Origin of the sequence: Paenibacillus sp. FSL R5-0887, from assembly GCF_038002305.1 — a bacterium.
GTDB lineage: Bacteria > Bacillota > Bacilli > Paenibacillales > Paenibacillaceae > Paenibacillus_AQ > Paenibacillus_AQ odorifer.
Genome location: NZ_JBBOCE010000002.1, coordinates 2243283 through 2269890, shown reverse-complemented (window position 1 = coordinate 2269890; position 26608 = coordinate 2243283). Strand labels below are relative to the sequence as shown.

Here is a 26608-nt window from a genome sequence, read left to right as displayed (position 1 = left end):
AGATCTTCTCGGCAGCCTTTTTTTAGTTTCCTATAGTTATCCAACCTCTACACCAGAAACATGGCGACAATCGTCGTGACTACCAGCCCAATCAATACAGGCTTAACATTCCGTCTTGCCAGCTCAAAAGGGCTTACTCCGCAAATAGCAGCCGCCGGAATCAATGCCCACGGAATCAGCGTGCCTCCACCCACCCAAATGGCAGCTACCTGACCCAGCGCAGTTAAAGTCGCCGCATCGGAATGTGTGGCCACCGCAAACAATTTCCCAATAGACCCGGCAAGTGAAATGCCCGAGAACCCTGAACCATCTAGGCCTGTAATGGCTCCGGTTATAGTTGCGGTCACAGCACCCACTGCACCGTTCAGAGGAACGTTATGAGCTAGAGCGACCCCTAGATCATTTACAATCCCCTGAGATGCGGCGGGCAGCACTTTGCCGAATAATTCAGCAAACGCCGAATCCCCCAGATAGAAAAAAGCGGCAATCGGTATCACAGGACCAAATACTTTGAAGCCAAACGTAAGTCCATCAATCAGATAAGTAGTTACTTGCTCCAATCCTTTATTACGATGTGCCAACAAGGTTACTACAACCAGAATGAACACCGCAGTACCACCAACTAAGGCAGTTGCGTCTCCACCCTGCAAATCGAGCAGAAACATGCCTGCTACATCGGCTAAAAACAGGATGGGAATGGCGATGGCCAGCCATTGTTTCAATGCTGGATGAATCACCGCTGGATCTTCTGCCGTATCATTCTCTGCAGATAACGCACTCACGGCACTTTTCCCGGCAATAAGACCGTCTCGCCAAGTTCCCTTCTTCTGATCTCTGCGCATCATCCAATACGCCGTTATCGTAGTCACCACGCCCATAACAATTACAAGCGGAACACTCGCCTCCATGACACTGGTCACCGGAAGTCCGGCCGCATCTGCTGTTAGTTTAGGTGCACCTTGAATAATGTAATCACCTGAGAGCGCAATCCCGTGGCCAAATAAATTCATTGCCATCGCCGCTCCAAGAGCCGGCAGTCCCACTCGAATGGCAACCGGCAGCAGCACAACCCCGATCAAGGCCACTGCGGGTGAAGGCCAGAAGAACCATGAGGTGACCATCATAATCAGACCGATCCCCCAAAAGGCTATGAACGGTGTGCGCAAAAAGCGGGTAAGTGGAGCAACCATGATTTCGTTAATCCCCGTGCGTGTTAATACCCGGCTCATGGCTACTATGATCGAAATAATCATGATCGTACCCATTAGCTCCTTGGTTGCATATACAAAAGAGTTGAATACACCTGTGACCGAACCACTGACAGTTTCTGTGGCTAACCACCCAAGTACAAAGATGCCCGCAATACAGATCATCGTTGTGTCCCGTCTCTTGATCAGAAGTGCCATTATAAATACGATAAATGCCAGATATACATAATGGAGCGCTGTTAACTGGATGCCCATCTCTGCACCACACCCTTCTCCTACTATCCGAGTGCTATATGGTATGCAGGGGTGTAGGCTAATGTTCAGTAGAAATGGGCCTAAAACAGCAAAAGAAGCCGTCCCGCGCGTAGAGAAAATCTACGTATGGGACGGCTTCTTAATGTTTCTTAATTAGAGATTATTATTTAGCTACAACTCCGCCATCAACCGGCAGCTCAACACCTGTAATGTAAGAAGCTTCATCAGAAGCCAAGAACAATACAGCTTCAGCTACTTCAGAAGCACGTCCAACACGTGGCAGCGCAGTCTGAGACATAAAGAAGCTATGCATTTTTTCGTTATTTACAAATTCAGCACTCATTGGGGTTTCGATAAATCCTGGGTGAACAGAGTTCACACGAATGTTATCTTTACCAAAGTCTACAGCTGCTGCTTTACTAAGCATACGAACTGCACCTTTTGAAGCTGTATAAGCACCAGCACCGCTGCTGCCAGTCAAACCTGCGATGGATGAAATATTAACGATGGAACCACCTTTATTGTTCTTCATTTGAGGAACAACATGCTTCATGCCAAGGAATACGCTGCTCACGTTGATGTTCATTACCTTGTTCCATTGATCAACAGTGGATTCGAGCAATTGAACCGGGAATGAGATCCCTGCATTGTTTACCAAAATGTCGATTTTCCCGAACTTGCTAATCACATCTTCTACAACCTTGATCCAGTCTTCTTCGGAAGCCACATTATGTGCATAAGCTGCTGCTTGACCACCATTTGCTTCAATTTCCTTCACAACTGCTTGTACGGCAGCCTCGTTAATATCAGTGGCTACAACTGTAGCACCTTCTTTGGACAATAAAAGGGCTTCTTCACGGCCCATGCCGCTGCCTGCACCTGTAATAATTGCTACTTTATTAGTTAGACGATTCATAATTAGGTCTCCTCTATAATCATATTGTGATATAATATTTGAGTGATGATAGTCACACTATCACTGTGATATACATCATATCATTTTTACAAAAGAACTACAACCACTCCTTGCTTAATCCAATAAACGGTGGATATAATACTAATAATTGAAAATCCCAATCAAAAAATGGAAGGGTCTAGCCCTCATGAATCCTAAAACACGATACGAAAAAGAAAGATCCGATGGTAAGCAGCAACGATTAATTACGATCCTCGAATCCGCAGAACGAGTATTATCACAAAAAGGAATCGAAAAGTCGACGATGCAAGATGTCGCAAGCGAAGCCAATATCGGGATTGCGACGTTATTTCGCTATTTTCCCAGAAAAGAAAAACTCGTAGTGGCTGTAGCCACCCGAATGCTGGAGCCTATGCTCGATCATTTTAAATACGTAGCTGACTTGCCCCTTACTTGTCTTGAACAAATCGAGAAATTATTTGATTTCTTTATTCAGGATCAAAATCATCTAAGTATTATTTTTATGGTCAATTTCGAAAGCTACGCCTCACACTCAAATGAACCTGTTGAGGATGTTCTGAGCTTCAATGCACTCAACCGCAAAATTTGGCATGAATACTCCAGGATCATTCAAAATGGGGTAGAAGACGGCTCTATTCGTGCGGGTCTCCCCGTAAAAGAGACCTTAATTACGCTCATGAATAGCTTTGCCCTCTTTTCCAGAAAACTAACGATGAAAAAAAACATTCTCCTGCTGGAATCGGATCTAGACTCCGACGATCAGCTTGAGCTGCTTAAACAAATTTTTCTGGATCATTTAAAAGCCTAAAAAGCGCCAGTTTCCTTAGGAGGGGAACTTGGCGCTTTTTCTATAGTCAAAACAAAAAGAGACATTTCCAAGGAAATTGCCTCTATCCAGATTCAAGTTGCGACCTATATACTGCCTTCGTTAGCTAGTGAAATGGGCAGGTTGCGACGGGTGATTGTTGATAAAGAAAACGAGGGCTGAAATCATATTCTTTTAACGTACGATCATGCCAAATCGGTGTAGACGAGGGTGACATAGGCGGAATCAACCAGGACCAGCGCCCTGAGACTTGGCGCCCCTGCTCGTTCTCCTGTTGCTGGAATCGAACAAATTGATCTGCTGCTGTATGGTGATCCACGATGCTGACACCTGCTTGCTTGAAGGAATGCAGCACTGCGCGATTCAGCTCAAGAAGCGCCCGATCCTTCCAAAGCGTTGTGTTGCTGGAGCGATCCAGTCCTATCACATCAGCTATAGCTGGCAAAGTGTTGTATCGTCCGGTATCCCCCAAGTTACGCGAGCCGATTTCAGTCTCCATGTACCAACCGTTAAAAGGAGCAGCCGTGTACAGAATACCGCCAATTTCCAACTGCATGTCCGCGATAATGGGTACAGAATACCAACGAAGCTGAAGCTCAGCAAAACGTTCAATTTCAGGATGTGTTAACGGTACCTCCTGAATGAAGTGATCAGGAATAGGGAAAACGTAGGGATGCCCGTTGCCAATACTGATCACTAACGGCAACACATCATAATCGCCACCCGTTCCTTGCCAACCTAGTTGCTGGCACATTTTTGTGAATTCATCCGATGCCGGATCGCCTGCACGTCCGTGTTCTTCATCGCCAGGATAACCGGCATAACGAATCAATTGGTGGTTCCAGATCCGAATCCGCTGATTCGGATCTTCTCCGCTGCGGAAAACCGTGATGAGTGAACGAATACGTCCTCCGTTGTTCGCCTTTTCCAGATGTCGCAGCAACGCTTCAGCAACTTGTTCCTCAGTCTCTGCTTGGCGTTCATCGATTAGCTCAATGGATTGCCAAAAAAGACGCCCAATGCAGCGGCTATTATGGCGCCAGGCCATTCTTGCACCATGCGCTAATTCTTCCGTTGTATGTGTGTAACTGCCTGATTGGTTAATTTCCTCATGTACGGCTAGGATGCGATGATCCGTCTCGGCTTCAGACTTATCTAGTTCAGCGTAACATTGTCGAATGAAAGCTTCCGCCTGCCGGGTTAATTCTTCGATGTGCTTGCCATTCATATCCCTTATCCCCCATCTAAACCCTTGCTTAAACTCCAATCCAGTATAACATCCCTCTTCCTATGCCACATCTTTCAGGGAAAAGCGCATAAGAACAACCCGTGAAGCTTGGAGCTTCACAGGTTGTGGCAGGAACATTTAGCGCTCTGAACGTTTCCCTTGCTTATTCAATGAGGCAAGTCTGCTCTTATCCTCGGTCAACAGTTCTTCAGCCAACTCCACACCTTGAGGACCTAGCCAGTCCTGAGCTTGCTGAATCGCCTGCTCAGTATGTGCCAGGCGGTTCTCAGCCTGTGCCAAAGTCTGTTCTGTTGGATGACTAAGTGCCTGAGAGACAGAGAAATGAAGCTTGCCCAAAGAATTTTTGGCTTGAGTTACATTGTCATTCGCTTGCAGACTGGAATCGGGTTGTTTCATAAATGAAATACGCTCCCTTCTGAAATGCGCCTGTTCTCTTCTAGCATGGTTTGGGTGAAGTCATCTTATGCATTCACTATCTACTGGATAATGGATTGCATAAAGGACGTCATTTCATTACTCGCTTTATTCAGGCGCTCAATGACACCGCTGAATTCAGTGACCAATTCTGCTTGTGAGTGTGAAGAAGCAGAGATCGCTTCAATTTCTTGCTCCATTTGCTTAATGGACTTTTGAACATCACTCAGTGATTTTTCAATATTATGGGTTGCTTCTTTAGTGTTAACGGACAGTTTGCGTACTTCCGTAGCAACCACCCCAAAACCTGCCCCTTGCTCTCCTACACGCGCGGCTTCGATTGCCGCATTCAGCCCAAGCAGGTTCGTCTGCTCAGAAATCTCACGAATGAAGCCGGCAACCTTATTCACTTCTTGTGATTCTGTTACGGCTCTACGCGTATTATCTAATATTTGCTGCGAGGTTGCTGATAATTCCTGAGATTGGGCAGCTACGCTCTGCACCATCTCCATTAGATGACTGCTTATCTCATTAATCTCATCTGTGAATCCTTCAAGCTTATTCTCGTTCTCTAGTGTATAGGCAATGGCAAAAACCCCGATTACATCATCATCCGTTCCGTAGATAGGTACACATGTTGAGATTACAGGAGCTCCATAAATTTCTGCTGGGATTCGGTTAGAGCTTGCTATACCTTTCAGTCCATTTGAAAGCGACAGATCTTCAGGCGGGATAGGGTTACCCTTAACCAATCCGAGATCAATAACTTTACTCGGTGCGTAATAATGGAAGATCTCCCTGTCCGTGATTCCAATCATAATATCCTGCGAGTGAATCTTTTTGAAATAAGGTGCTGCGAGGACTAAGGCATCGATAATACTCATCTCTTCATCTCCCATATAAAAAAAATGTATATGTAGTTTTATCGTCACAATGGGTTATTAAATGAATATTGTCATAGTAGAGTAACAATCCCCGCGTAGGATTTGTTTATGAATACTATTAGCAGACGACAATTTCTACAGAAAAGCGCTCAAGTAACTCTAGGCCTTCTTGGAACAGCTGGTGCATCCGGCATCTATTCACATTGGATCGAACCCTACTGGCTGGAAATCAAATACGTAGATATTACACTCCCTAGACTTTCTCCAGCCTTCGATAAATTTCGTATCGTTCATTTTAGCGATTTACATCAGGGGGTATATTCCAAGCCGCAAGCTTTAACGGAGCTAGCGCAGCAAATTCAACAGGTAAAGCCAGATCTGATCTGCTTCACCGGCGATTTATTAGATCATTCAGCCGATTATATTTCAGAAGCCGTAGCCTTGTGCTCTCAGTTGCGGGCTCCTTTTGGACAATTTGCAGTATTAGGCAATCATGATGCTTTTGGGACCAGAAAGGTTGTAACGAAAGGGCTAACACAATCGGGCTTCCACGTGCTCCATAATGAACATATCGTCTTAACCCAAGGTACGGACAAGCTCTATATTGCCGGAATAGATGATCCTTGGGTCGGAAAAGCAGACATCGCCCAAGCGCTGCTTCATATCCCGGAAGAGGCTTGCACAATTCTCCTTGCCCATGAACCTGATTTCGCCGATGACTTTTGCAAGCTGCCTATAGATCTGCAATTGTCTGGTCATAGTCACGGAGGCCAAGTGCGGTTTCCAATTGTCGGAGCTTTATATACCCCGCCTCACGGAAATAAATATTCAAGTGGATTATATCAACTGCCCAACAGCCAACTTCAGGTCTATACCACTCGCGGGATAGGAGTAACTCGTATGCCTGTTCGTTTTAATTGTCGCCCCGAGCTCACCGTAATTACTTTACATTCTTAATGCTAGTGTCTTAATCGTACAAAATGGTTAAAAAGTATATACCTTTTGCATATCTATGCAACAACACTGTAACCGTCTTTGTAATCAAATCTATTTGGGACCTAGGTATAATTGTAGGAGTGATAGAGGAAAAAATATCATATTGCAACTACATAAGCCCATCCTTGGGAAGGAGAGATTAAGTTATGAATAAAAGTATGAAATGGACCTCAGCCATCTTGGCTGCTGGAGTATTGCTTGGAGGGTCGGGACTAGTAGGAGGAACTTCAGTTCAAGCCGCAACTACCGGAGGAAATACGGTAAAACAAGCCGCACAGCAACCCTCTGTAGTGCTTAAATATAAAGGCCAGACCTTATCGCAGCAAGCGAAAATAGTAAACGGCAACACCATGATCCCTTTAACTGTACTACGGGATGCTTTTGGCCTCTCCATTAACTATAATGCAAGCACCAAAACTTATAGTGTAGGCAGCGATTCCATGAAGCTGGACATGGAGGTCTCAGATTACGGTGTTAGTACAACCCTGAATGGCTATTACATTTATAGCATGACCGGCAGTCATGATGTGAAGGTCATCAACGACCGGATTTATGTTCCGTTCAAACTCTTGTCTGACTATTTAGGAGTGCAAGGCGTTTATAATCCTTCATTGAAATCACTTGATCTAAGTAAAAAAGTAATGAATGACATCAAAATCACCTCTGAAACCTTAGATAAGAGCAATAAAAATGCCAGTATCAAAGTACAGTATCCCAAAATCAGTGGCTTAACGGATGAAGTGCAGACTAAGATTAATGCGATCTTCAAAAAGCAAGCTGAACAATTCGTCGCAGAGAGTGAAGAACAGGCTAGCCGTAGAGATGGTACTATAGAGAATAAATATGACTTCTCTCAAACTTTTGTTGTCTCCTTTAACCGTGAAGGGGTTCTGAGCATCGTGACTGATCAATATGGCTATACTGGTGGAGCTCATGGTGGAGCCCTTCGTGAAGGATTTACCTTCTCGCTGAAAGACAGCAAACCAATTGAACTTAAGGACCTGCTGAAGGCAGAGCCAAACTACAAACAAAAATTAGATAAAATGTTGAAGGAAAGCACCAAGGAGCTAGCTTTTCCAGATACACCTGGCGGACTAACAGAAAAACCAAACTTCTACGTTTCCGAGAGTGGCCTTGCAATCTTCTACCAACAGTACGAAATTGCCCCTTATGCGGCTGGAATTCCTACGTACACCTTTAATTTCAGTTCAATATTACCAAAGGGAACTAACCCATTCGCTGCCTTCAAATAAACTTCTATTGTAAAAAAGAGCGTCACAGTCATTAGGACTGGGACGCTCTTTTGGTTTTACAGCTTAGGCTTCCAAACTTCCAGCCGGGCCGAAGAATTCATAATGAATTCTGTCTTCAGCCACCTTCCATTCCTTAAGAGCCTTATATATCGCCTTCATAAAAGGAGTCGGTCCGCAGAAATAGAATTCAGAGTTTACGTCTGTTACTTCTTGCAACCAAGCTAGATCAATATAACCTGTTTTATGGAACGTATCTCCTTCACTTGGAGTTTCATAACATACATAGGATCGTAGGGTAGGATGGGACTGCTCCAAATCCGCCACCATTTCTTTCATAGCATGCAAGCTTCCATTGATGGCTGCATGAATGTACGTTACCTCTCGTTCTGGCTGCGTAGCAATTAATGTCTCCAGCATACTTACCATAGGGGTTAGTCCAACCCCACCACTGATAAGAACCACTGGACGATCACTATCTTTATTTAGTACGAAATCACCTGCTGGCGAGCTTACTTCCAATATAGCTCCCACTTGTACGACATCATGAAGGAAAGTAGATACGACTCCAGCCGGTTTATCCGGCCCTTCACCTTCCCGTTTAACTGTGATGCGGTAATAATACGTCTGTCCCGGCGCACTGGACAAACTATAGTGGCGAACATGGGTGTATTCCTCGCCCTCAGGCTGAACACGAACCGTGATGTATTGACCCGGCAAGTAAGAAGCTATAGCCCCTCCATCCTCAGGAGAAAGGTAGAAGGAAGTAATAAGTTCACTTTCTTTAACCTTCTTAGTAACCACAAAGTTTCTAAATCCACTCCAACCCCCGGGAATTTCGGCAGCTTCACGATACTTCTCTGCTTCGACACCAATAAAGGCATCTGCGATCACGCCATACGCCTGTGCCCAAGCATCAATAATTTCCGGCGTCGCCGCATCGCCAAGTACTTGCCCAATAGCAGCTAACAAAGTCTCACCTACGATGGGATAATGTTCAGGTAATACGCCCAATGCCCGATGTTTCTCCGCAATCTGTTTTACCACAGGCAAAATATTTCCCAGCTGATCAATATTCATTGCCGCCGCGAGTACGGCGTTAGCAAGTGCAGTCTGCTGTTTACCTTCCCGTTGGTTGGCATGATTAAATATATTTAGTAACTCCGGATGATTTTCAAATAACATGCCATAGAAAGTAGTTGTGATGGTCTTCCCATGAACCTGCAATACGGGCACCGTTGATTTTATGATTTCAATGGTTTGTTGATCTAACATCTAAATACCCTCTTTCCTGCAATAAATTAATTCCTCTATAAAAAGCATATAGAAGCTGAACATCCCATAGTGTGCGTTCAATCACACGGGAAATTGAAAAAATGTGAACGATTCAATAATTGCAATGATATCCATCACAATAACGTACCCGAAATCAAAAAAACTATCCAAGCAGCCATTATAGCTTCCGGGATAGCTTTTTATCTTATTATTTTGACAACTCCACAAAACCTTCTCCGAATACATCTCGTACATCGTGGATGGTAATAAACGCCTCTTTATCAATGGATTTGACGATTTTCTTAAGCATAGTCACTTCCTGCTTGCTAATCACAATATACAGCAGCTCTTTAGGTGTCTTGGTATAGTACCCACGGCCATATATTACTGTGACGCCTCTATCCATAATTCCATTAACCTGTTCAGCAATTTTGTCCTGCTCTTGGGATACAATCGTAACAGCCTTCTTAGGGTTCACTCCCTCAATAATAAAGTCCATTATCTTAGTGGCTACATAGAGCATCACGATCGTAAACATCAGACTTTGTACTCCAATGATGAAATACGAAGCGAACACCACAATTAAATCGACGAGCAGTAGCGCGTAACTAACATTCCAGTCCAAATATTTATGTAGGATTCTGGCGATGATGGTTGACCCTGCAGTCGTTCCACCCACTCGTATAATTAGCCCGATACCCACACCTGAGAAGATACCCCCGAATATTGCATTAATTATCAACTCATCGCTGCCAATATTCCAATTTTTCGTAAGAATCAGGAATAACGAATTGAAAAACACCGCAATAATCGTGTATACCGTCGTAGTTTTGTCTAGAAATTTGTACCCCACAATTAATAATAAAGCGTTAAGAATCAAGCTAACAATACCGGGTGACCACTGATACAAATAGTAAGTAATCATAGTCAGTCCCGTGACCCCGCCTTCACCGAACTCGTTCGGAATCACAAACAAATTAACGGCCAAGGAGAATAACAAAGCTCCTACAATGATGGAAACAATATCCGAAATACGCTTTTTCATACCATGCCCCTTCTACCCTAGATCTATATCCACAAATACTAACACCGCTTTGATATAGATGCAATCCATCCGAAAGAAGTCAACAGTCTATAGATACAGTAACCAGCCACCCCGCCGCCAGTGTTCAAAATAAGATCATCCACATCAAAGGTGCCGATATACAATACTAATTGTGTGAATTCAAAACAGAAGCTCAGCGCCAGCGAGAGGAAGAAAACTCTTCGAAACAGCCTTACTTTTTGCGATAACAGCATGGGCACCAAGATCCCAAACGGAATAAAGGCTAACAAATTCCCTACTAAATTAATCGATGAAAAAGGATCTGAAAGCGACAGCTCGTCCATCCCCCGGGAGATCTCCTTAAAAGGGATATAGTTGCCTCGCCGATTAAAAATCCGGTCTGGATGTTCAAACATACGTCCACCTTGCTCCCAAAGCGATAATAAGTTCACCGGTGCACCTTTAAATAAAATAATTCGGATTAAAAAATACATATAGACGATAAATATCGCTGCCAGCAAAAGGTTTATAGCAGACTTTTTTTTCGGCTCTTTAGTCATTAATATGTAGTAACAATTATGCCATCCATGTTATCGCCTGACGTCATATATTGCCCTTCCTGTGGAATTTTGATCGTAGTGTATTTGGATACCGGAAAATAACTTACTGTATAAGCTTTGCCGTCTACTGTTGTTGAAATCTCTTTGTTCTCTTTCAAGAAATCCAAATATTGTTCTAGCACAAGCCCCTTCTCATGAATAATGGCGCTGTGCGGCAACCCTACATAACGGAAATGCCAGGGTTCATATTTTATCCCCGTAATCTCGGTTTTGTCTTTCGGATAGCGGAGAATAAAGCCGTATTTCCAGGCATTTTTTTGCAGCCATTTTCCTTCAGGCGCTTTACTCATTTCTGATTGGGACGACCCGATATCCAGAGATAATCCTAAATTATGTTCACTATATTGCGCCGGTAAAGCATAGTCCGAACCTTTTTCCTGATATAATTTCTCTTGCTCTTCAAAGTCCCTGTACCCGCTGCTAATTAAAAAATGATTCACACCCTCTTTTTCGGCAGCTTTGACCATCTTATTGAATTTATGCGCTACACTTTCAGACAAACGAATCGAGGTATCCAGCAGCCCATAACCCTGCACCAGATCCGCCTGCTCATATAAGGTCACGATATCAGACTTCACACTATCCTCATGTACCGGGTATTGTTTGTTCACCAGCAACAAATCCCCTTGATACACTTGATCTTGTGTTACTACCTCTAAGCTATTGTTATTTCTAATAGATTCTTTGCGAATCTTATCATCGTATCCTAAATTACCCGTATTCGGTAAATAACGAGCCGCTGCATACCCCAGCAACAACACAACCAACGCCAAAAAGCCCCACTTCTTCATCAGCAATGTCCTCCCATTTCCTTGATAGGAATAGAATAACGAAGACACTTTAAAGAAAAGGCGGGACAAATATAAAGTTTTTCTTAAAATAAATAAATTTCACTGGCTTTACCCATTAAAAGTATATCCAACGCCCCAGATCGTCTTAATGAATTTATTCTTATTGATGTCTTCACCGAGCTTTTTGCGCAAGGTACGGATATGCACCATGACCGTGTTCCCACTCTCATAATAAGCATCGCCCCACACCTGTTGAAAAATGTTCTCCGCACTAAACACCTGCTTAGGATGGCTGACCAATAAGTGCAAAATATCAAACTCTTTTGGAGTTAGCTCAATAACCTCACCATAAAGAGTAACCGTATGCTCATCCGGTGAAATCATCAATCCCCGAACCTCTAGCACCGATTTAGGTATGGCTGCGGGCTGACTGAATTGTATGGAGCGCCGCAACTGGGAATTGACCCGGGCGACCAGCTCCATTGGGTTAAACGGTTTGGTCATATAATCATCTGCGCCCATAACCAGTCCGGTGATTTTATCAAGATCGGAAGTTTTAGCACTCAGAAAAATAATCGGCAGATGATGATGCTCCCGAATATGGCGGGTGACCTCGTAACCATCCAGCCCCGGCATCATTATATCCAGTATCGCCAAATCTATCGTTTGCGACTCAATGGCTTGTACCGCTGCCCTTCCATCGGACACTTTGAGGATATGATACCCCTCTTTTTGCAAATGCAAGGCCACCAAGTCGGCAATTTCCGCCTCATCATCCGCAATTAAAATGGTGATGCGCTTCATCTATTTTTCACTCCTATAGGTTGTGCTGTACACTCTTCATCCATTATACCCTAAACTCAAAAACCACTCCTAGAAAGAAGTGGTTTCCGATTAAATCTATGATTTATATAGTCTATTTCCTTTTATTATAGCTGTCTAACAATAGCTCTAATGAAATCCCATTTACTGTGACGCCTGAAAGATTGCAGTCTCTTATATCTACATTCGAAAGATCACAATCTACAAAGGATGTCCCGTTCAGCTGGCATCGCTCAAACTTATTGCCTTTACCGTACAAATGAATATCGTGGAAATAAGCCTCCCCTAGTTCACTATTACTAACCTCTATTTCCCACAGCCCCACTTCATTAAACTTAACAGAATGCATATTGATGTCATTAAAGGTAGTACTGCTCATATTAATATTATCGAATCCGGTCCCCTCCATATTTACATTGGAGAAGTTTGTTTTATGCATATCAATATCATCAAATTCACTCTGGCCCATAGCCACACGACGAAAATTCGTTTCAGTCATTCTTTCATCCTGAAAGACTCTCTTCTTAAATTCGTCCTGTAATTTGTTTTCACTAAGATTATTATTCACTGTACTCAACATCTCCCTTTTTAAGATCGCTCTTGATCTGCGGAGTCTACTCTCAACAGCTTCGCTGGATAAATCAAGGAAATCGGCGATTTCCCTAACCTTGTAATTGTCGATATAGTAGAGAATTGTGACTATACGGTTAGCTTCTGATAGGGTGTTTAAGGCTTTCCACACATCTTGCTGGAGTTCTTTTCTGAGCAGCTGATCTTCGGTAGATTCTGGCTGCGGAACCTCCATTTTTTGCATGAATTCGTAAGCAGTTTTCTTTTTATTTGACCTAAACCAATCCATGCATTCCCGTGCAGTAACCGCATATAACCAACTGGCGAGTTTCTCAGGCTCCTTTAAGTCAGGTAATTTGCGATAGGTTTTAACAAAAACCTCTTGGGCAATGTCTTGTGCGGTATGAAAATCACCCAATTTACCATAAGCAACCCCGTATACTGCATTGGAATATTTGCCGATAAGTACACTGAATGCATCCATGTCACCTTTACACACCTTATCTACCAGTTCTGCGTCCGTACAAGTCACTATTTTCCTCCTTATCATCAAGCTCATAACATAGACGGAAAAGAGACTAAAAAACCGTCTTTATGCCTGCAAATAAATTTTAATGGAGAGGGGATTTCAACTTTTCTACACCGTGATAATTATAGCCTAATTATTACCTAGCTAAAACAATCTGCGAGCCGTGACCAAACGTTTCTTCCACTTGTCACTTAAGGCTTCATAATGAACGCCAAGCTCCTTGGAGTACGTATGTAGGATCTGATTATTTCCCGCGTAAATCGCTACATGCCCAATATCGAGTCCTCGTGCACTGAAGAATAACAGGTCCCCTTTGCGCAGCTCGTTAATTCCAACCTCTTTGCCCTCTTTGGCCTGATTGTAAGAGACACGTGGCAGGTCAATTGCCAACACATCCTTAAATACATGTCCTACAAAAGAAGAACAGTCAAAGGTAGACGTCTGGTTAGTAGCAGCACCAAATTCATAAGGTGTTCCCAGATATTTTTCTCCGTAAGCAAGCAACTCGCTTCCCTGCCGCTCTACAAGTGCAGCACTCGTATAATTGCTATATTTGGGTTTAGCAGATATATAGCCACTCTTGTTATCCTGTGTTCGTACTTCTAACCATAAAGCATCTACTTCTCTAACCACATGTACCTTATCTCCTGCTGACAACATTTGCTGCACCGTTGATTGGGCTGACGAGTCTGGCAAACTTCGCAGGTTAACCCCATACAGAATTGTCGTATCGTAATCCACTGCCGAGTAGATACGAACGGCGCGAGTAGTGGTATCCCACTTCACAGTGCTGCCCAAAGCTTCGCTGACAAAACGCAGTGGCATCATCGTATAACCGCCGGTAATCTGGCCGGGAACCGTTACACTTAAGGACTGGCCATTTTTATTCGCTGCCTGATCACCAATATGATAGGTCAGCACCAGGTCTCCCTTGGTTGCCTTAACGGTCTTGGTATCATTATTCCAAGTAATCTTTGCCCCCTGAGCTTCAAATAACTTGCGCATAGGGACTAGTACTGTATCGTTTACTAACAAGGGCTGAGCCCCCAATTGTAGCTGTTGATCATCCAGATAAACGGCTGTAACCGGAGTCTGAGGCGTTGTCGCCGCATAGGCCGGAGCAGTATAGAGCATAGATGTAAGTAGTAAAAGTAACATAGCTTTCTTTTGAAATTTCATGATGTCATCACCTCGTTGATTGATATGTACACCTATTGTTACTAAAAAAAGGGTGATTAGTTTTGTTACAAATTTTGGGGTAAGCATCTGCCTTCGGCATAAGCACCTAAAAAAAAGAGGACTACGATCACCTTTCGGTATCATAGTCCTCTTTTTAAATATGCCTCATGGAGCCGGCTAGACAGGTTCCTCAACTTCAAAAATGGAATCAATAATGATCGGAAGATTATCCCTTACAGAAACAGCACCCAATACAGAACGAGCATGAACACCCTTGTCTCCGAACACCTCAAGCATTAAATCTGAACAACCATTAAGCACTTTATGATGTTCTTCAAAAAGGGGATCTGCATTAACGAAGCCTTGAATTTTGACTACTCTTTTCACTTTGTCCAAAGAACCTAAAGCTGTCTTCAGGACGGCAAGGATTTCTATACCCGTTAAACGTGCAAAATGGTAGCCTTCCTTGGTAGTGTAATCTTGTCCCAGCTTCCCTTTGGGATGGCCCGCTGGTCCTTTTCCCGACACAAAACATAAACCATTAACAATTACGTAGTTAGCGTATTTTGCCGCCGGTTCACTAGCCTCGGGCAGGACAACCCCTAATGCTTCGAGTCTGCTCGCTATAGTGTGCTCTGTCATATCCATCTCCTCCTCCATTATCAACAGCTTCAATAATTAAGTAAGATCATAGTTACTACTTAGCTTCAACCTCTGCTTCCCATCTCGATATCTCAGCGCGAACAATGGGTGCTACTTGGGTACCCAATAGCTCAATGGCTCTCATTACATCCTTATGAGGCATTGTGCCAAGCGGCACATGCAGCATAAAACGTGTGATGCCTACTTGCTTGCGCAGGTGAATGATTTTCTCAGCAACGGTCTCTGGGTCACCTACATACAAGGCACCTTCAAATCTACGCGCCGCATCATAGCTTGCACGGGTGTATTGACCCCATCCGCGTTCCCGGCCAATAACATTCATACTAGCTTGTGTAGAAGGGAAGAACATATCGGCAGCCTGCTGATTGTCCTCTGCAATGAAGCCGTGCGAGTGCGAAGCAACGGGCAGCTTCGATACATCATGTCCCGCTTGCGCTGCAGCCTTCTTATAGAGCTTCACGAGCGGAGCAAACTGTAGCGGACTGCCGCCAATGATAGCCAGCACAAGCGGTAACCCTAGTAGACCTGCACGAATTACGGATTCTGTATTTCCTCCGCTGCCAATCCATACTGGCAATGGATTCTGCACGGGACGCGGATAAATCCCCAGATTATTAATGGCAGGACGGTGCACGCCGCTCCAGGTTATTTTTTCGGATTCCCGTATTTTGAGCAGCAAGTCCAGCTTCTCATCGAACAGCTCATCATAATGATTCAAATCATACCCAAACAGCGGGAACGATTCAATAAAAGAACCCCGGCCTGCCATGATCTCTGCGCGTCCATTCGAGATTCCATCCAGGGTAGCGAAATCCTGAAACACACGTACGGGGTCATCAGAGGAAAGTACTGTAACCGCACTGGTTAGCCGAATCTGTGTCGTCTGTGAGGCCGCCGCAGCCAGTAAAACTGCTGGAGAAGACGCCGCATAATCTTTGCGATGATGTTCGCCCACGCCAAATATATCTAAACCCACCTGATCTGCAAGCACAATCTCCTCTACAACCTCGCGCAATCGCTGCGCATGACTTATCACTTCACCCGTCTGAACATCCGGTGTTGTTTCTACGAACGTGCTTATTCCTATTTCCACTTACAAATCCCCCTTAACTATAATTTCCTCTTTAAATTGTTTGTTTGATTATAACACAAGTTAAGGTTAAAAAAGCTAGTCATTCTGTCCAACCCCAGTTTCCCGGGAAACTCATCCTTAAAATTTGCAAAACCACGCTTACAAATAGAGGATTTTGAAGGAATATGTTGAAAGACTCTTAAACAAATAGCGGTTGTCGTAGAACAAATAATCATATGGCAAACGAATAAAATTCAAGGTAACATGAAAGAACTGTTAACCGGGTGGGAGAAGGTGTCACTGAAATGAATATCATGACATGGATTGATTTGTTATTATTTTTTGTTTTGTTCGCTTTGTTCATCTACATATTTGCGTCTGTAACTATCACTAACCTACATAAAGCATACTTAGTTTTTCATTTTACTATGATGTTATGGCCCTTCTGCCAATTCGCTATCAAAACGACCGACGATCCCAAGTTTCAATTGTTTTATGTAAAGCTCGCTTTTATCGACTCGGTTCTGTTAACGATTGGCTGGCTTCTGTTCACGGTACTACTCACCGGGAATTCACATCTTCTTCGAAAAAAGAACACATTGATCCTATACATTCTCGCAGCTTTGATCTTAGTAGGGGTGATCGCCAATCCAAACGGAAGTTTTGTTCTCCCTATGAACGGCGGATATATCGAAAGATATTATGGTCCGATTTTTTGGCTGCTTATTATCTTCTTAACCACCAGCGTAATGATTTCTCTGTATATCATCTATTCAGCGCTAGTCTCAAACACTACACAGCGGATCAAAAAACAAGTTGCTCATGTGCTCAAAGGGGTGCTGGTGCTAACGGTATTTATTTTATTGGATGTTTTTCTTAATGTGGTATTGCTTAAATCTGATCCAGTTATTCCAGGGCTGACCTCTCTGGGGATCTTAATCTCGGCAATCTTTTTCGTAATTGCTATCCATCGGGATAAAATATTTGATCTCGTAACCATCGCCCATCAGGATATCATTGACACCATTACAGAAGGAATTCTTGTACTGGATGATAGTGAGACTGTAGTAGAAATCAATCGCTCGCTTTTTCCAAAAATCCATCTGCAAATCGGTGCTCACTTTGACGTGTCGACCATCGCACCCATAGAGCAAACTTCCGGAGCTTTCGATTTATTCCTTCATACATACTTGAACCAGCCCATGGAGAGGACTGAGGTTGAACTATTCTACACCTCACTCGATGCATACATTAACATTACTGCGGCGCCGATTGTGGTAGGTGGAATCAGGGTTGGACGCATTCTCACTTTTCAGGACAGAAGCGAGCTGCATCGCCTCATAGCCGAGACCAATCACCAGAACGAGACCCTGCAAGAGCGTAATGCTACATTAACTGAAATCCAGGATGAATTATCGCAGACTAACCAAAAACTTAAGCAGATGGCCATAACGGATAGCCTAACCGGTTGTTATAATCGTCATTACTTAACGTTGCACTTAGAGCATGAGATCATAGAAAATATGAAACTCAAGCAGCCTTTTGCTATCATCCTTCTGGATATCGACTTTTTCAAAACAGTGAATGATAATTACGGCCATTTAATCGGTGATGTCGTCATTTGCAGCACGGTAGAGGTAATTAAGAAAACGTTGAGGGAGACGGATGTTCTGGCGCGTTATGGCGGAGAAGAATTTATCATTTACTTACCAAATACAGATCAAACACAAGCAAACCACTTAGCAAAACATATCAAATCTATAATAGAAGCTAATAAAGTACATGTAGAGGATGTTGCTCATTCCCTCTCGATTACTGTTAGTATGGGACTGCTGTCCATTAGTAATTTTGCAGCACAATATACAGAAAGCCTGACCAATCAACTAAATGATTTATTCGAATCAGTGGACAAAGCCTTATATCAAGCAAAAAATGCCGGACGAAATCAGATTGTTGAGATTAATAGATAACGTTTAAAATAAAGAATCAGCCTACTTCTGTTGAAGTTAAGCTGATTCTTATTTTTTAGATCTTTTTAACAAACTCGGACTTTAATTTCATAGCTCCAAAACCATCGATTTTGCAATCAATATCATGATCTCCGTCCACTAAACGGATGTTTTTCACCTTTGTTCCTATCTTCAGAACGGATGAGCTTCCTTTTACTTTAAGGTCTTTAATAATAGTTATAGCATCTCCATCATTTAAAATATTTCCGTTGGCATCTCTGACAACCTTGTTCTCTTCACTGCTTTCAGCCTCTGTGTCGAGGCTCCACTCATGCGCACATTCCGGGCAGACGAGCAAACTACCATCTTCATAAGTGTATTCTGAATTACATTTCGGGCAATTTGGCAAAGTTGACATCAAAGTGTCCTCCATTCGTTAATGTAAATCTAGTTGTGGTTCCAGTGCATAGCCTCAAAAGTATATTTCATATTTGGTAAGGTTTCCACTAGATATCAGCAGTAAGTTTGTCTAGATTTCGACAGCGGACAGTAATTCTCAAATATTGTCTTGTATATTTTTCCCTAATTCAATAAGATGGAAATGTCGAATTTTTATGTAAATACATAGGAGAGTGAGTAATGATAAGTCGCAGAAGTGTTGCATTCGCCATTATTTTGTCATTAATTACATGTGGGCTCTATACAATATATTGGTTTATTGTTCTAACCAATGAGGTAGGCGAACTGAGTGGAGACTATACATTTACAGGAGGAAAACATTTTCTTTTAACGTTGGTTACGTGTGGGATCTGGAGCTTCATTTGGGCCTATCAGGTAGGTAAACATATTGCTGAAGCTCAAAGACAGCGCGGCCAATACCCGTCAGATAATTCAGTGCTTTATGTGATCCTGACACTCTTTGGTCTGGGTATTGTCACGTATGCCTTGGTACAATCCGATGTTAATAAACTGGTATAAGTTTACGATTTATAAAAGGACACATCCTAAACTATTTTGGGGTGTGTCCTTAAGTCTCGTCGGCGTAGTATATCTCAAAGCATGGATACCCTTAACCAATATTAGTATCCCTTGTCCATTTCATGAATGGACTGGATTGTATTGCCCCGGATGTGGAGTCACAAGAGTTATTCTTTCCTTGCTGAAGTTCGACGTTATTCAAGCGTTTAGATTTAACCCATTGCTGTTTATTTTAGCACCTCTGTATATGTTGTATTGGATTAATAATAAGAAGCAAATCCGGCCTCTTAGCCAGGCAATTATGGCTATAATGTTGATTCTGACCGTTACATTTGGAATACTGAGGAATCTCCCGCTGTTTGAATATTTGGCCCCGACAGTAATTCGTTAACAGCAACAACTATTACAAAATAGCTTGCAGTCGCACAATCGCTTGGGCCCGATCAACCACTTCTAATTTGCTGTAAAGATTGCTAATATAATTACGCGCCGTACCTTCGGCAATATGTAATGTATCGGCGATTTCACGGTTATTCAGTCCCCGGATAATGAGCTGTGCCAGCTCCTCTTCCCGTTCTGTCAGACTGATACGATCCAGACCCGATCTTTGCCAGTGTTCATAGTCCTCTGTTAACCTGTTCATCCTCGATGCCAGTTTGGCTGCTACCAGAGCTGGCAGAATAAATTGCCCGGATAACGTATCATGAATCGAAGCGATCATTTTATCTGCGTCCATGTCCTTCAGCATATAACCGCTTGCTCCGTAGGCCATCCCCTCTACAATATAATCAGTCTCTATAAAAGTAGTCAGAATCAGAATGAAGATGTTCGGGCGAATCTGCTTTATTCGTTTCAAGGCGCTAAGGCCATCCATAACTGGCATTTGAATATCAAGCAGCACCAGATCAGGCTGGAGTGCCTCAACCATCTCGCAAGCTTCTTCTCCATTCTTGGCAGCACCAACCACTTCCATATCATCTTCCAGATCCAAAATGGTGCGAAGTCCTTCCCGCGTCAACAATTGATCATCGGCAATTACAATTTTTATTTTACTCATGTTCTATCCACAACCCTTCGCATGGGCAGATCAATTTCCAGTAAACAGCCTTCATCCATTTCTGAATCGATGGATAAGCTGCCTCCCAGCTGCTCAACCCGTTCCTTCATCGTCCTAAGTCCAAATCCCATCACGATTGGACCCATCCCTAGCCCACAATCCTTGAGTCTAAACTGCAAGTTCGCTCCAACAGACTCCAGACTAAAATGGAACTCCACACTCTTCCCATGTCTGATCCCATTAGTTAAGCCCTCCTGCAAAGCATGATAGATTGCCTTTTTATAGGCTGTTGACATGGCTTCCGGCAGATCGTAAATAACTGCATGAACAACAACGCCTGCATTGCGTTCTGTATCTCGAATCAACTGCTTCAGCATCACGGTTAGATCAGAATACCTGTCCTCTTTCAGCATATGGACAGAGCCGCGGATTTCATTCAAGCTATGCCGCACAAGATCCTGGGCCTCAGCCAGACGCTGAAAGCCGCTGTCTATCTCCTTCTTCTGAAGCAGCCGCTTGCCAGCTTCAATCTGCAGAATCGTCGATGTAAGGGTATGCCCGACAATATCATGAATCTCTTGGGCAATACGATTGCGTTCCTCAAAAACAGTAGCTTCGGCCAAAGCCGCAGATGTTTCACGCATCGAACGCTCCAGGCTACGAGTTCTTTCTACCACCTGATCCTCCAGATTTTTTTTGAGATATTGGATTCCCGAATACAGCTTGGCATTAGCGATTGAGATTGCGCATTGTGAACCAAGCAGCTTGAGCACATCGAGTCTGCTTGGAGTAAATACACCCGGCGATAGATTATTCTCCAAATAGAGCAGGCAAACCAATTTATTCTGATTCATGATGGGGAGACATAGAACCGATTTCAGTCTATTATTCCTAACGTAAGTATTACGTGTAAATATTCCTTCACTGAGTGCATCATGTAATACAACCTGTTCTTGTGTTCTTGCCGCGTAAGCTATAATCGCTGCCGGGACCAACCCCGATTCTTCCCCAAGTGGAACAGATTCGATATGCTGGGCTTCTGAGGTCCCATAAGCTTCCACCATCCATTTGCCGTCATGATCAAAAATAACAGCCCCATATTCTGCCCCAGCATTGTGGAGCATGATTCGCATCAGCGTGGCCAATAATCGGCTCATCTCCATCTCGCCCGATAATGCTTGGGCAGACATTACCACAGAAAGGGAATCCACACGATCGAGCCCGGGCTCTCGTTTAATATGCAGCAAATGGCGGTGCTGCTGCTCCAGGTCAGCCGCTTTAGCCTTTGCGCCCCATTGCAGATAAGCCTCATAGGCCTCAGTCATATAGATTCTTGCCAGATGCATTTTGCCATGACGAAGCCCATATTTACCGTAACATTCCGCTGCCATCGCTAAATCGTGAATATGACCGTGGATCCGAGCGTTCTCAATGGATTGCTCATACAATGCTTCAGCTTGGCGGGGATCTCGCGATAGACGAGTTAACTCAGCCTTCATTAACAGATATTTATGCTGATAATTCCCCGGACAACGCCTGGCAAGCTTTTTCATTTTCTTCAAGCATTTACGCATTTTTGCCCGATATGTACGTTGCTCTTCAGCGTTATATTCCTCATGCAACTGAGCCCAGACTAAACATTCATACATGATCTGCATGGGACTGTCTAGGCCATCTTCGCGTGATTTTATAATGGCCGCTGATTTGGCTAATGCCTCACTGGCTTCTCGGTATTCCCCAAATAGATAGCCCGTCAAATATTGATAGATCCAGACCATTTCTTGTATAAAATCAAAGGTGTCCCCATGAACCGACTGTGCAAAAGCAGGCTCGCTAATCTCCGCGATGGGAAAGGGATCATCTATAGAGCGATAACCTGTCAGTCGAACAAGAATGGCCGCCGCTACAATAGCCTGCTTACAATGGAGACTGTTGTTATGGCGCAGCAAATCTCCGGAATGAGTAATTAATCGCTCATAGATATCGCCGAGAGGATAACCAAATTGCAAAAGGGAGGCACAGTTGATCAGCACATTCTGGTTGCCCTTCCATAAGTCACCTGATTCCAGTCCCACTTTACCAGCCTTCTCGGTAAATGTATGGAGCATAGCAGGATCATAATGCCGCCAGCTATCGTAGCACATGGCGAACGCGGCTAAGGTTGTCATGTGCTGTTTCGGATAGGGTTCGGATAAGCTGAACGCCAGCATGGCCCATTTGAATGTCTCTTCATCATTACGGAAGTAATAATATTGAAACATTGCATAACCTATGAATCCAATGGAAGCCTCCGGAGTCATCCCATAATCAAGCGTTAATTCAATCATGGTGAAGGAAGAAGCAAGCCACCCTTCTCGATTGACGTAGAAGCAAGCATTGCTTGAATGATCTAAAGTAGACATTGCGATTCTACGTGCTTCATCAGTCATTGGAGGTAAAAGAGTAAGCGATTCGAGTGAGACCTTCTTGAGTCTATGCCGCAATCGTAACCATTGAAGCGTCAATTGAGCATAACCAGGATCAAATTGATGCTTCACTTTCAGTAACGATAAGGTATGCTGGCCTAAGGAGATCACCTCTTCATGGTTATCATTACTTGCTTCCAACTGCACCTTCATTACGTAGACGTAAGCCTTATCCATATTTGTCGTAGCTTTATCAATCAACAGATGGAATAATTCATTAGCCGTATCAAAATGGGAACATAAATATTCGAGCTCCGCCCTCTCACGGAATACCCGGAAGGTCAGCCCATAATGCGCCTCCCAGCTCTGCTCCTCTAATAATGACGTTGCCTGAAGCATATATTGCAAGGCTGTCTCATGTGCGGTTGTTTGCTTCGCTTTTATCCCTGCCTGTAAGTTCAGCTCTACTAGTTGAAGCCTCTCTTCAGGGCGGTCTAACCATGTAAGTGCCTGATTCAAATGATGGACAGCTTCAAATAGGGTCGTTCCTTCACTTAGCGGGTTGCGGCCTAGCAATAAAAGACCAATCCTCCAATGCAGCTCGGAACGCTCCTCTTCGGAAATAAAAGTATATGCTGCCTGATGAATGCGGTTGTGCTGGAACTTATAATGCGGATATTCCTCCCCGTTAACGGGCTGCAACAAGCGCCCATGTACAGCAACCGCCAACGCATCGTTCAATGTCTCTATCGGTGTCTCCGTAATATCAGCAAGTGTACGTAAATCAAATAGGCTGCCTACAAATGCGGCTCTGCTAAGTGCATATACCGTCTGTTCAGGAAATTGCTGCAATTTACTTGAAAGGTATGAAGCTACGTTATCGGGTACATTCAATTCAGTAATACGCTGGAGATCCCATTTCCAGCTTCGAATATTCTCATCAAATTCCACTCGCTGATCATCTATCAAATCTTGAAGGAATTGCTTAATAAATAACGGGTTTCCATCTGTCTTATGAATCAGCACGCGCGCCAGCTCGTCCAAGTCAGCTGCCTCGTAACGCATAACATCAAGTAGCAGTTGTTTTAAATCGGTGAGTTCAAGCGCTTGTAAAGAAATTCTGCTCATCGCTACGTTGCGGTCAATCAGATGTTTTTCCAGCCTACTGAGCGGGTGCAGCCTTGTAATCTCCCGATTGCGATAGGAAAGCACGATTAGCAGATGAGTCGTTGCTGTATCCTCTATAAGCGAAGTGAGATATTGCAGCGACGTATCATCAGCCCATTGCAAATTATCCAATACCAAGATCAAAGGATGATCCTCATGAGGAAAGAGTTGAATAAATCGGCTCATGATTAATTGAAAGCGATGCTGAGCTTCCAGCGGTGGCAGTGGAGGCACGGAGGGTTGAAGGCCAATCAAGAGTTCAAGCTTAGGAACAAAATCGATCAGCAACTGACCGTAATTGTCCACTGCTTGTAGAATACGCAGCCTCCAAACCTCCACCTGCAACTTTGTTTCCATCAGCAGCTGACTAACCAACTCTTCTATGACTTGATGCCAGATGCCATAAGGGAGTGAGGTATGTCGGGATTCGAATTTGCCTCTGGCGAAGAAACCATCCAAAGAGACTGTATTTGTAAGGGTCTCCTTCAGAAAGGTTGTTTTGCCGATACCACTCTCCCCGCTAATCCAAACCGTCTCTACGGCACCTTGTGATGCTCGTTGCAGTGCTTCTCTTAAGCTTTGTTGCTCAAGATGTCTTCCATAGAAGCGTCCTGATACCATCCAGCGCTCTGGGATATCCCAGCTTCCTAGTGGAAAAGGCTCAATATGTCCGGATTCTTCTAGACGGGATAGACATTCCTCAAGATCCGATTTAATACCAAACGCGCTGGCATACCTCGCTTCAGGCATTTTCTCCATGCATTTACCAACAATATCAGAGACCGATAGAGGGATAGTGGGGAACCTGCGGTGCAGAGGCTCAGGTGTATCTGCAAGATGACGATATACAATATCAACAACATCATGCAGCTCAAAGGGGCGGCTGCCCGAGAGACATTCATACAGGATGATCCCCAGCGAATAAAAGTCAGAACGGTAATCCGGTTTGACTCCGGTTCGTCCCGTTTGTTCTGGAGCTATATAAGGAAGCAGAACATCGGGCCGGCCGCCTAACGGTGACAAAGGACTCGTGGTGTTTTCGGTAGAACACATTCTTATATCAATAAATTTCACTTCAAAAGTAATGGGATTGACGATTAGATGAGCGGGGGTTAGTTCATTTAGTGTTATTTTTTCACGATGAATTTGCATAAGACAATCAGCAATAGCTGTAGCGATTCGAATTAGCGCTGGAAGACCCAGTGAATTAACAGGCATACGCAGGATCTGCCCAAGGGTACTCCCCTCTATATCTTTTAAGAGAAGGACTGGTCGGTCCGCCATAATTTCCAAACTGTACGGCTCTATTGCACCACGACCGCAAAGTCGCTTAAGCATGTCATACTCATGACGAAAAGCATCGACCATGGCAGCTCCCGGATATTCTCCTATTGTTGTCTTAGCGATAACTCTTAGGCCGTCCTCTTGACGTAGGAGTCTGTATAACCTGATATCTGCGGTATTATCTATCAGATCTAAGGTTTGGTATCCTGGCAATTCAAACATCAACAGCACTCCCTAATTACAATTAGACAGAATACTCAATCTCACAAAGTAGTTAAAGCCATTATAACATCTGATCTTGCCGTTCTACTCATAAGACATTTCATATTTCGTTAATCCTATCGCGTTTGCGCACAATGCCGCCTGTGTCCGGTCAGTAACCTGCAGCTTCGCTAAAATCTGACTGACATGCTTCTTCACCGTAAATTCACTGATAAAAAGACGTGTGGCAATCACTCTATTGCAAGCACCTTGTCCAAGCTGAATCAGGACTTCCTTCTCTTTTGGTGTCAATTCATCTGTTGGACTGCTGGCGCTCATTCGCATCTTTTCTTCCATTAGACCAGGATCATAGTATTTTCTCCCTTTGTACACCAACTGGATAGCAAACAGTAATTCCTCCGGCAGTGCCTCTTTCAGAACATATCCGTCTACCAATACTTCTTCAGCCCTCAAAAAATCCTCTCTGCTCGCAGAGGAAGTCAACAGTATGAATTTACTAACAATGCCGCGGGTACGTGCTATCTTAATGACATCCAGTCCTGATTCATCAGCAAGTTTAAGATCAATGAGGACAATGTCTGGCTTTGTCTCTTCAATCACATCAAGTGCTTCCGGACCATTCGTAGCTTCACCGGCAAATTGCATATCCGATTGCATTGCAATGACAGATGCCAGCCCTCTTCTAACTAAAGGATGATCATCTACAATGATGATTTTCACAGAAACACCTCCCTCTAAACCGCATACATTATTTACTTCTTTGTATAAAAAGCTTCAATTGGAGTATTCATTTAAATTTGGCGCATTTCTGATTAAGTATAGTTAAAAGACTACACCGCTTATAGTGAGCGTTGTCATTTCTTTTGTCATATGACAAAATGGATAATTTTACATAAAAACCCCTCATTTAAAAACTGGCGAACCATGGTTATAGAGACCACAATCCGCCTGCTTTCTTGGG

The 26608-nt window shown here is 43.7% G+C and carries 24 protein-coding genes; 6 read left to right on the top strand and 18 right to left on the bottom strand.

Features of this window, described 5'->3' with window-relative positions:
• Positions 1-47 precede the first annotated feature (47 nt).
• Both MKY14_RS27895 and MKY14_RS27890 read right to left on the bottom strand, forming a co-directional pair.
• Positions 48-1463 carry a hypothetical protein gene (locus tag MKY14_RS27895; protein ID WP_076278256.1) on the bottom strand — a complete coding sequence of 472 codons (1416 nt, stop codon included), beginning with the start codon at positions 1461-1463 and terminating at the stop codon, positions 48-50.
• A gap of 163 nt (positions 1464-1626) precedes the next feature.
• Positions 1627-2379 (bottom strand): SDR family NAD(P)-dependent oxidoreductase, encoded by a 753-nt coding sequence (locus MKY14_RS27890; protein WP_038573803.1) that lies wholly within the window; start codon positions 2377-2379, stop codon positions 1627-1629.
• 187 nt (positions 2380-2566) lie between these two features.
• Here MKY14_RS27890 and MKY14_RS27885 point away from each other — a divergent pair, with 187 nt between their 5' ends.
• Positions 2567-3208 carry a TetR/AcrR family transcriptional regulator gene (locus MKY14_RS27885; protein WP_076124124.1) on the top strand — a complete coding sequence of 214 codons (642 nt, stop codon included), beginning with the start codon at positions 2567-2569 and terminating at the stop codon, positions 3206-3208.
• 124 nt (positions 3209-3332) lie between these two features.
• On the opposite strand, the gene MKY14_RS27880 is transcribed toward MKY14_RS27885, so the two are convergent.
• The 3 genes from MKY14_RS27880 to MKY14_RS27870 all read right to left on the bottom strand — a co-directional run bounded on the left by MKY14_RS27880 (position 3333) and on the right by MKY14_RS27870 (position 5773).
• The gene (locus tag MKY14_RS27880) at positions 3333-4454 is read right to left on the bottom strand and encodes a nitric oxide synthase oxygenase (RefSeq protein ID WP_339245449.1); all 1122 of its coding nucleotides are present in this window, start codon (positions 4452-4454) and stop codon (positions 3333-3335) included.
• Positions 4455-4592: 138 nt separating this feature from the next.
• A complete protein-coding gene (locus MKY14_RS27875) occupies positions 4593-4871 on the bottom strand; it encodes a hypothetical protein (RefSeq protein WP_038573810.1) in 279 nt (92 codons plus the stop codon).
• Positions 4872-4951: 80 nt separating this feature from the next.
• Positions 4952-5773, bottom strand: coding sequence for a methyl-accepting chemotaxis protein (locus MKY14_RS27870; RefSeq protein WP_036682244.1), 822 nt, complete (start codon positions 5771-5773; stop codon positions 4952-4954).
• A 108-nt stretch (positions 5774-5881) separates the two neighbouring features.
• Here MKY14_RS27870 and MKY14_RS27865 point away from each other — a divergent pair, with 108 nt between their 5' ends.
• Complete coding sequence (locus MKY14_RS27865) at positions 5882-6730, top strand: metallophosphoesterase (RefSeq protein ID WP_076124127.1); 849 nt, start codon at positions 5882-5884, stop codon at positions 6728-6730.
• Positions 6731-6915: 185 nt separating this feature from the next.
• A complete protein-coding gene (locus tag MKY14_RS27860; protein ID WP_340977822.1) occupies positions 6916-8022 on the top strand; it encodes a PdaC/SigV domain-containing protein in 1107 nt (368 codons plus the stop codon).
• 63 nt (positions 8023-8085) lie between these two features.
• Here the strand turns inward: MKY14_RS27860 and hmpA are convergent, their stop codons facing one another.
• The 9 genes from hmpA to MKY14_RS27815 form a co-directional block, all read right to left on the bottom strand.
• Positions 8086-9294 carry an NO-inducible flavohemoprotein gene (hmpA, locus tag MKY14_RS27855; RefSeq protein WP_340977820.1) on the bottom strand — a complete coding sequence of 403 codons (1209 nt, stop codon included), beginning with the start codon at positions 9292-9294 and terminating at the stop codon, positions 8086-8088.
• Positions 9295-9502: 208 nt separating this feature from the next.
• Entirely contained in the window at positions 9503-10339 is an 837-nt protein-coding gene (locus MKY14_RS27850) for a YitT family protein (protein WP_036682251.1), read from the bottom strand.
• Positions 10340-10377: 38 nt separating this feature from the next.
• A complete protein-coding gene (locus MKY14_RS27845) occupies positions 10378-10833 on the bottom strand; it encodes a VanZ family protein (RefSeq protein ID WP_340978070.1) in 456 nt (151 codons plus the stop codon).
• Positions 10834-10898: 65 nt separating this feature from the next.
• Positions 10899-11750, bottom strand: a complete 852-nt coding sequence (locus MKY14_RS27840) for a M15 family metallopeptidase (RefSeq protein ID WP_076124134.1) — start codon at positions 11748-11750, stop codon at positions 10899-10901.
• Positions 11751-11858: 108 nt separating this feature from the next.
• Complete coding sequence (locus MKY14_RS27835) at positions 11859-12554, bottom strand: response regulator transcription factor (RefSeq protein WP_076124136.1); 696 nt, start codon at positions 12552-12554, stop codon at positions 11859-11861.
• A 112-nt stretch (positions 12555-12666) separates the two neighbouring features.
• Positions 12667-13674 (bottom strand): sigma-70 family RNA polymerase sigma factor, encoded by a 1008-nt coding sequence (locus MKY14_RS27830; protein ID WP_340977819.1) that lies wholly within the window; start codon positions 13672-13674, stop codon positions 12667-12669.
• Positions 13675-13815: 141 nt separating this feature from the next.
• Positions 13816-14850, bottom strand: a complete 1035-nt coding sequence (locus MKY14_RS27825; protein WP_076181856.1) for a C40 family peptidase — start codon at positions 14848-14850, stop codon at positions 13816-13818.
• Positions 14851-15027: 177 nt separating this feature from the next.
• A complete protein-coding gene (locus tag MKY14_RS27820; protein ID WP_076191597.1) occupies positions 15028-15492 on the bottom strand; it encodes a RidA family protein in 465 nt (154 codons plus the stop codon).
• 55 nt (positions 15493-15547) lie between these two features.
• The gene (locus tag MKY14_RS27815) at positions 15548-16606 is read right to left on the bottom strand and encodes an LLM class flavin-dependent oxidoreductase (RefSeq protein ID WP_076191595.1); all 1059 of its coding nucleotides are present in this window, start codon (positions 16604-16606) and stop codon (positions 15548-15550) included.
• Positions 16607-16890: 284 nt separating this feature from the next.
• Between MKY14_RS27815 and MKY14_RS27810 the strand changes: the two genes are divergently transcribed.
• Entirely contained in the window at positions 16891-18555 is a 1665-nt protein-coding gene (locus tag MKY14_RS27810) for a histidine kinase N-terminal 7TM domain-containing diguanylate cyclase (protein ID WP_340977814.1), read from the top strand.
• Between the two features lie 55 nt (positions 18556-18610).
• Here MKY14_RS27810 and MKY14_RS27805 read toward each other — a convergent pair whose 3' ends face one another.
• Complete coding sequence (locus MKY14_RS27805; RefSeq protein WP_036682263.1) at positions 18611-18952, bottom strand: zinc ribbon domain-containing protein YjdM; 342 nt, start codon at positions 18950-18952, stop codon at positions 18611-18613.
• Between the two features lie 221 nt (positions 18953-19173).
• On the opposite strand from MKY14_RS27805, the gene MKY14_RS27800 reads away from it, so the two are divergent.
• Both MKY14_RS27800 and MKY14_RS27795 read left to right on the top strand, forming a co-directional pair.
• Positions 19174-19512, top strand: a complete 339-nt coding sequence (locus MKY14_RS27800; protein WP_051491231.1) for a DUF4234 domain-containing protein — start codon at positions 19174-19176, stop codon at positions 19510-19512.
• Positions 19475-19903: a DUF2752 domain-containing protein gene (locus MKY14_RS27795; protein WP_340977811.1), complete on the top strand. Its 429-nt coding sequence runs from the start codon at positions 19475-19477 to the stop codon at positions 19901-19903. The genes MKY14_RS27800 and MKY14_RS27795 overlap by 38 nt, the downstream gene beginning before the upstream one ends.
• Before the next feature lie 12 nt (positions 19904-19915).
• Here MKY14_RS27795 and MKY14_RS27790 read toward each other — a convergent pair whose 3' ends face one another.
• The 3 genes from MKY14_RS27790 to MKY14_RS27780 all read right to left on the bottom strand — a co-directional run bounded on the left by MKY14_RS27790 (position 19916) and on the right by MKY14_RS27780 (position 26367).
• Entirely contained in the window at positions 19916-20569 is a 654-nt protein-coding gene (locus MKY14_RS27790; RefSeq protein ID WP_076282182.1) for a response regulator transcription factor, read from the bottom strand.
• A complete protein-coding gene (locus tag MKY14_RS27785; RefSeq protein ID WP_340977807.1) occupies positions 20566-25647 on the bottom strand; it encodes an AAA family ATPase in 5082 nt (1693 codons plus the stop codon). Before MKY14_RS27785 ends, MKY14_RS27790 begins: the two co-directional genes overlap by 4 nt.
• Positions 25648-25731: 84 nt before the next feature.
• Positions 25732-26367: a response regulator gene (locus MKY14_RS27780; RefSeq protein WP_076124152.1), complete on the bottom strand. Its 636-nt coding sequence runs from the start codon at positions 26365-26367 to the stop codon at positions 25732-25734.
• Between the last annotated feature and the right edge of the window lie 241 nt (positions 26368-26608).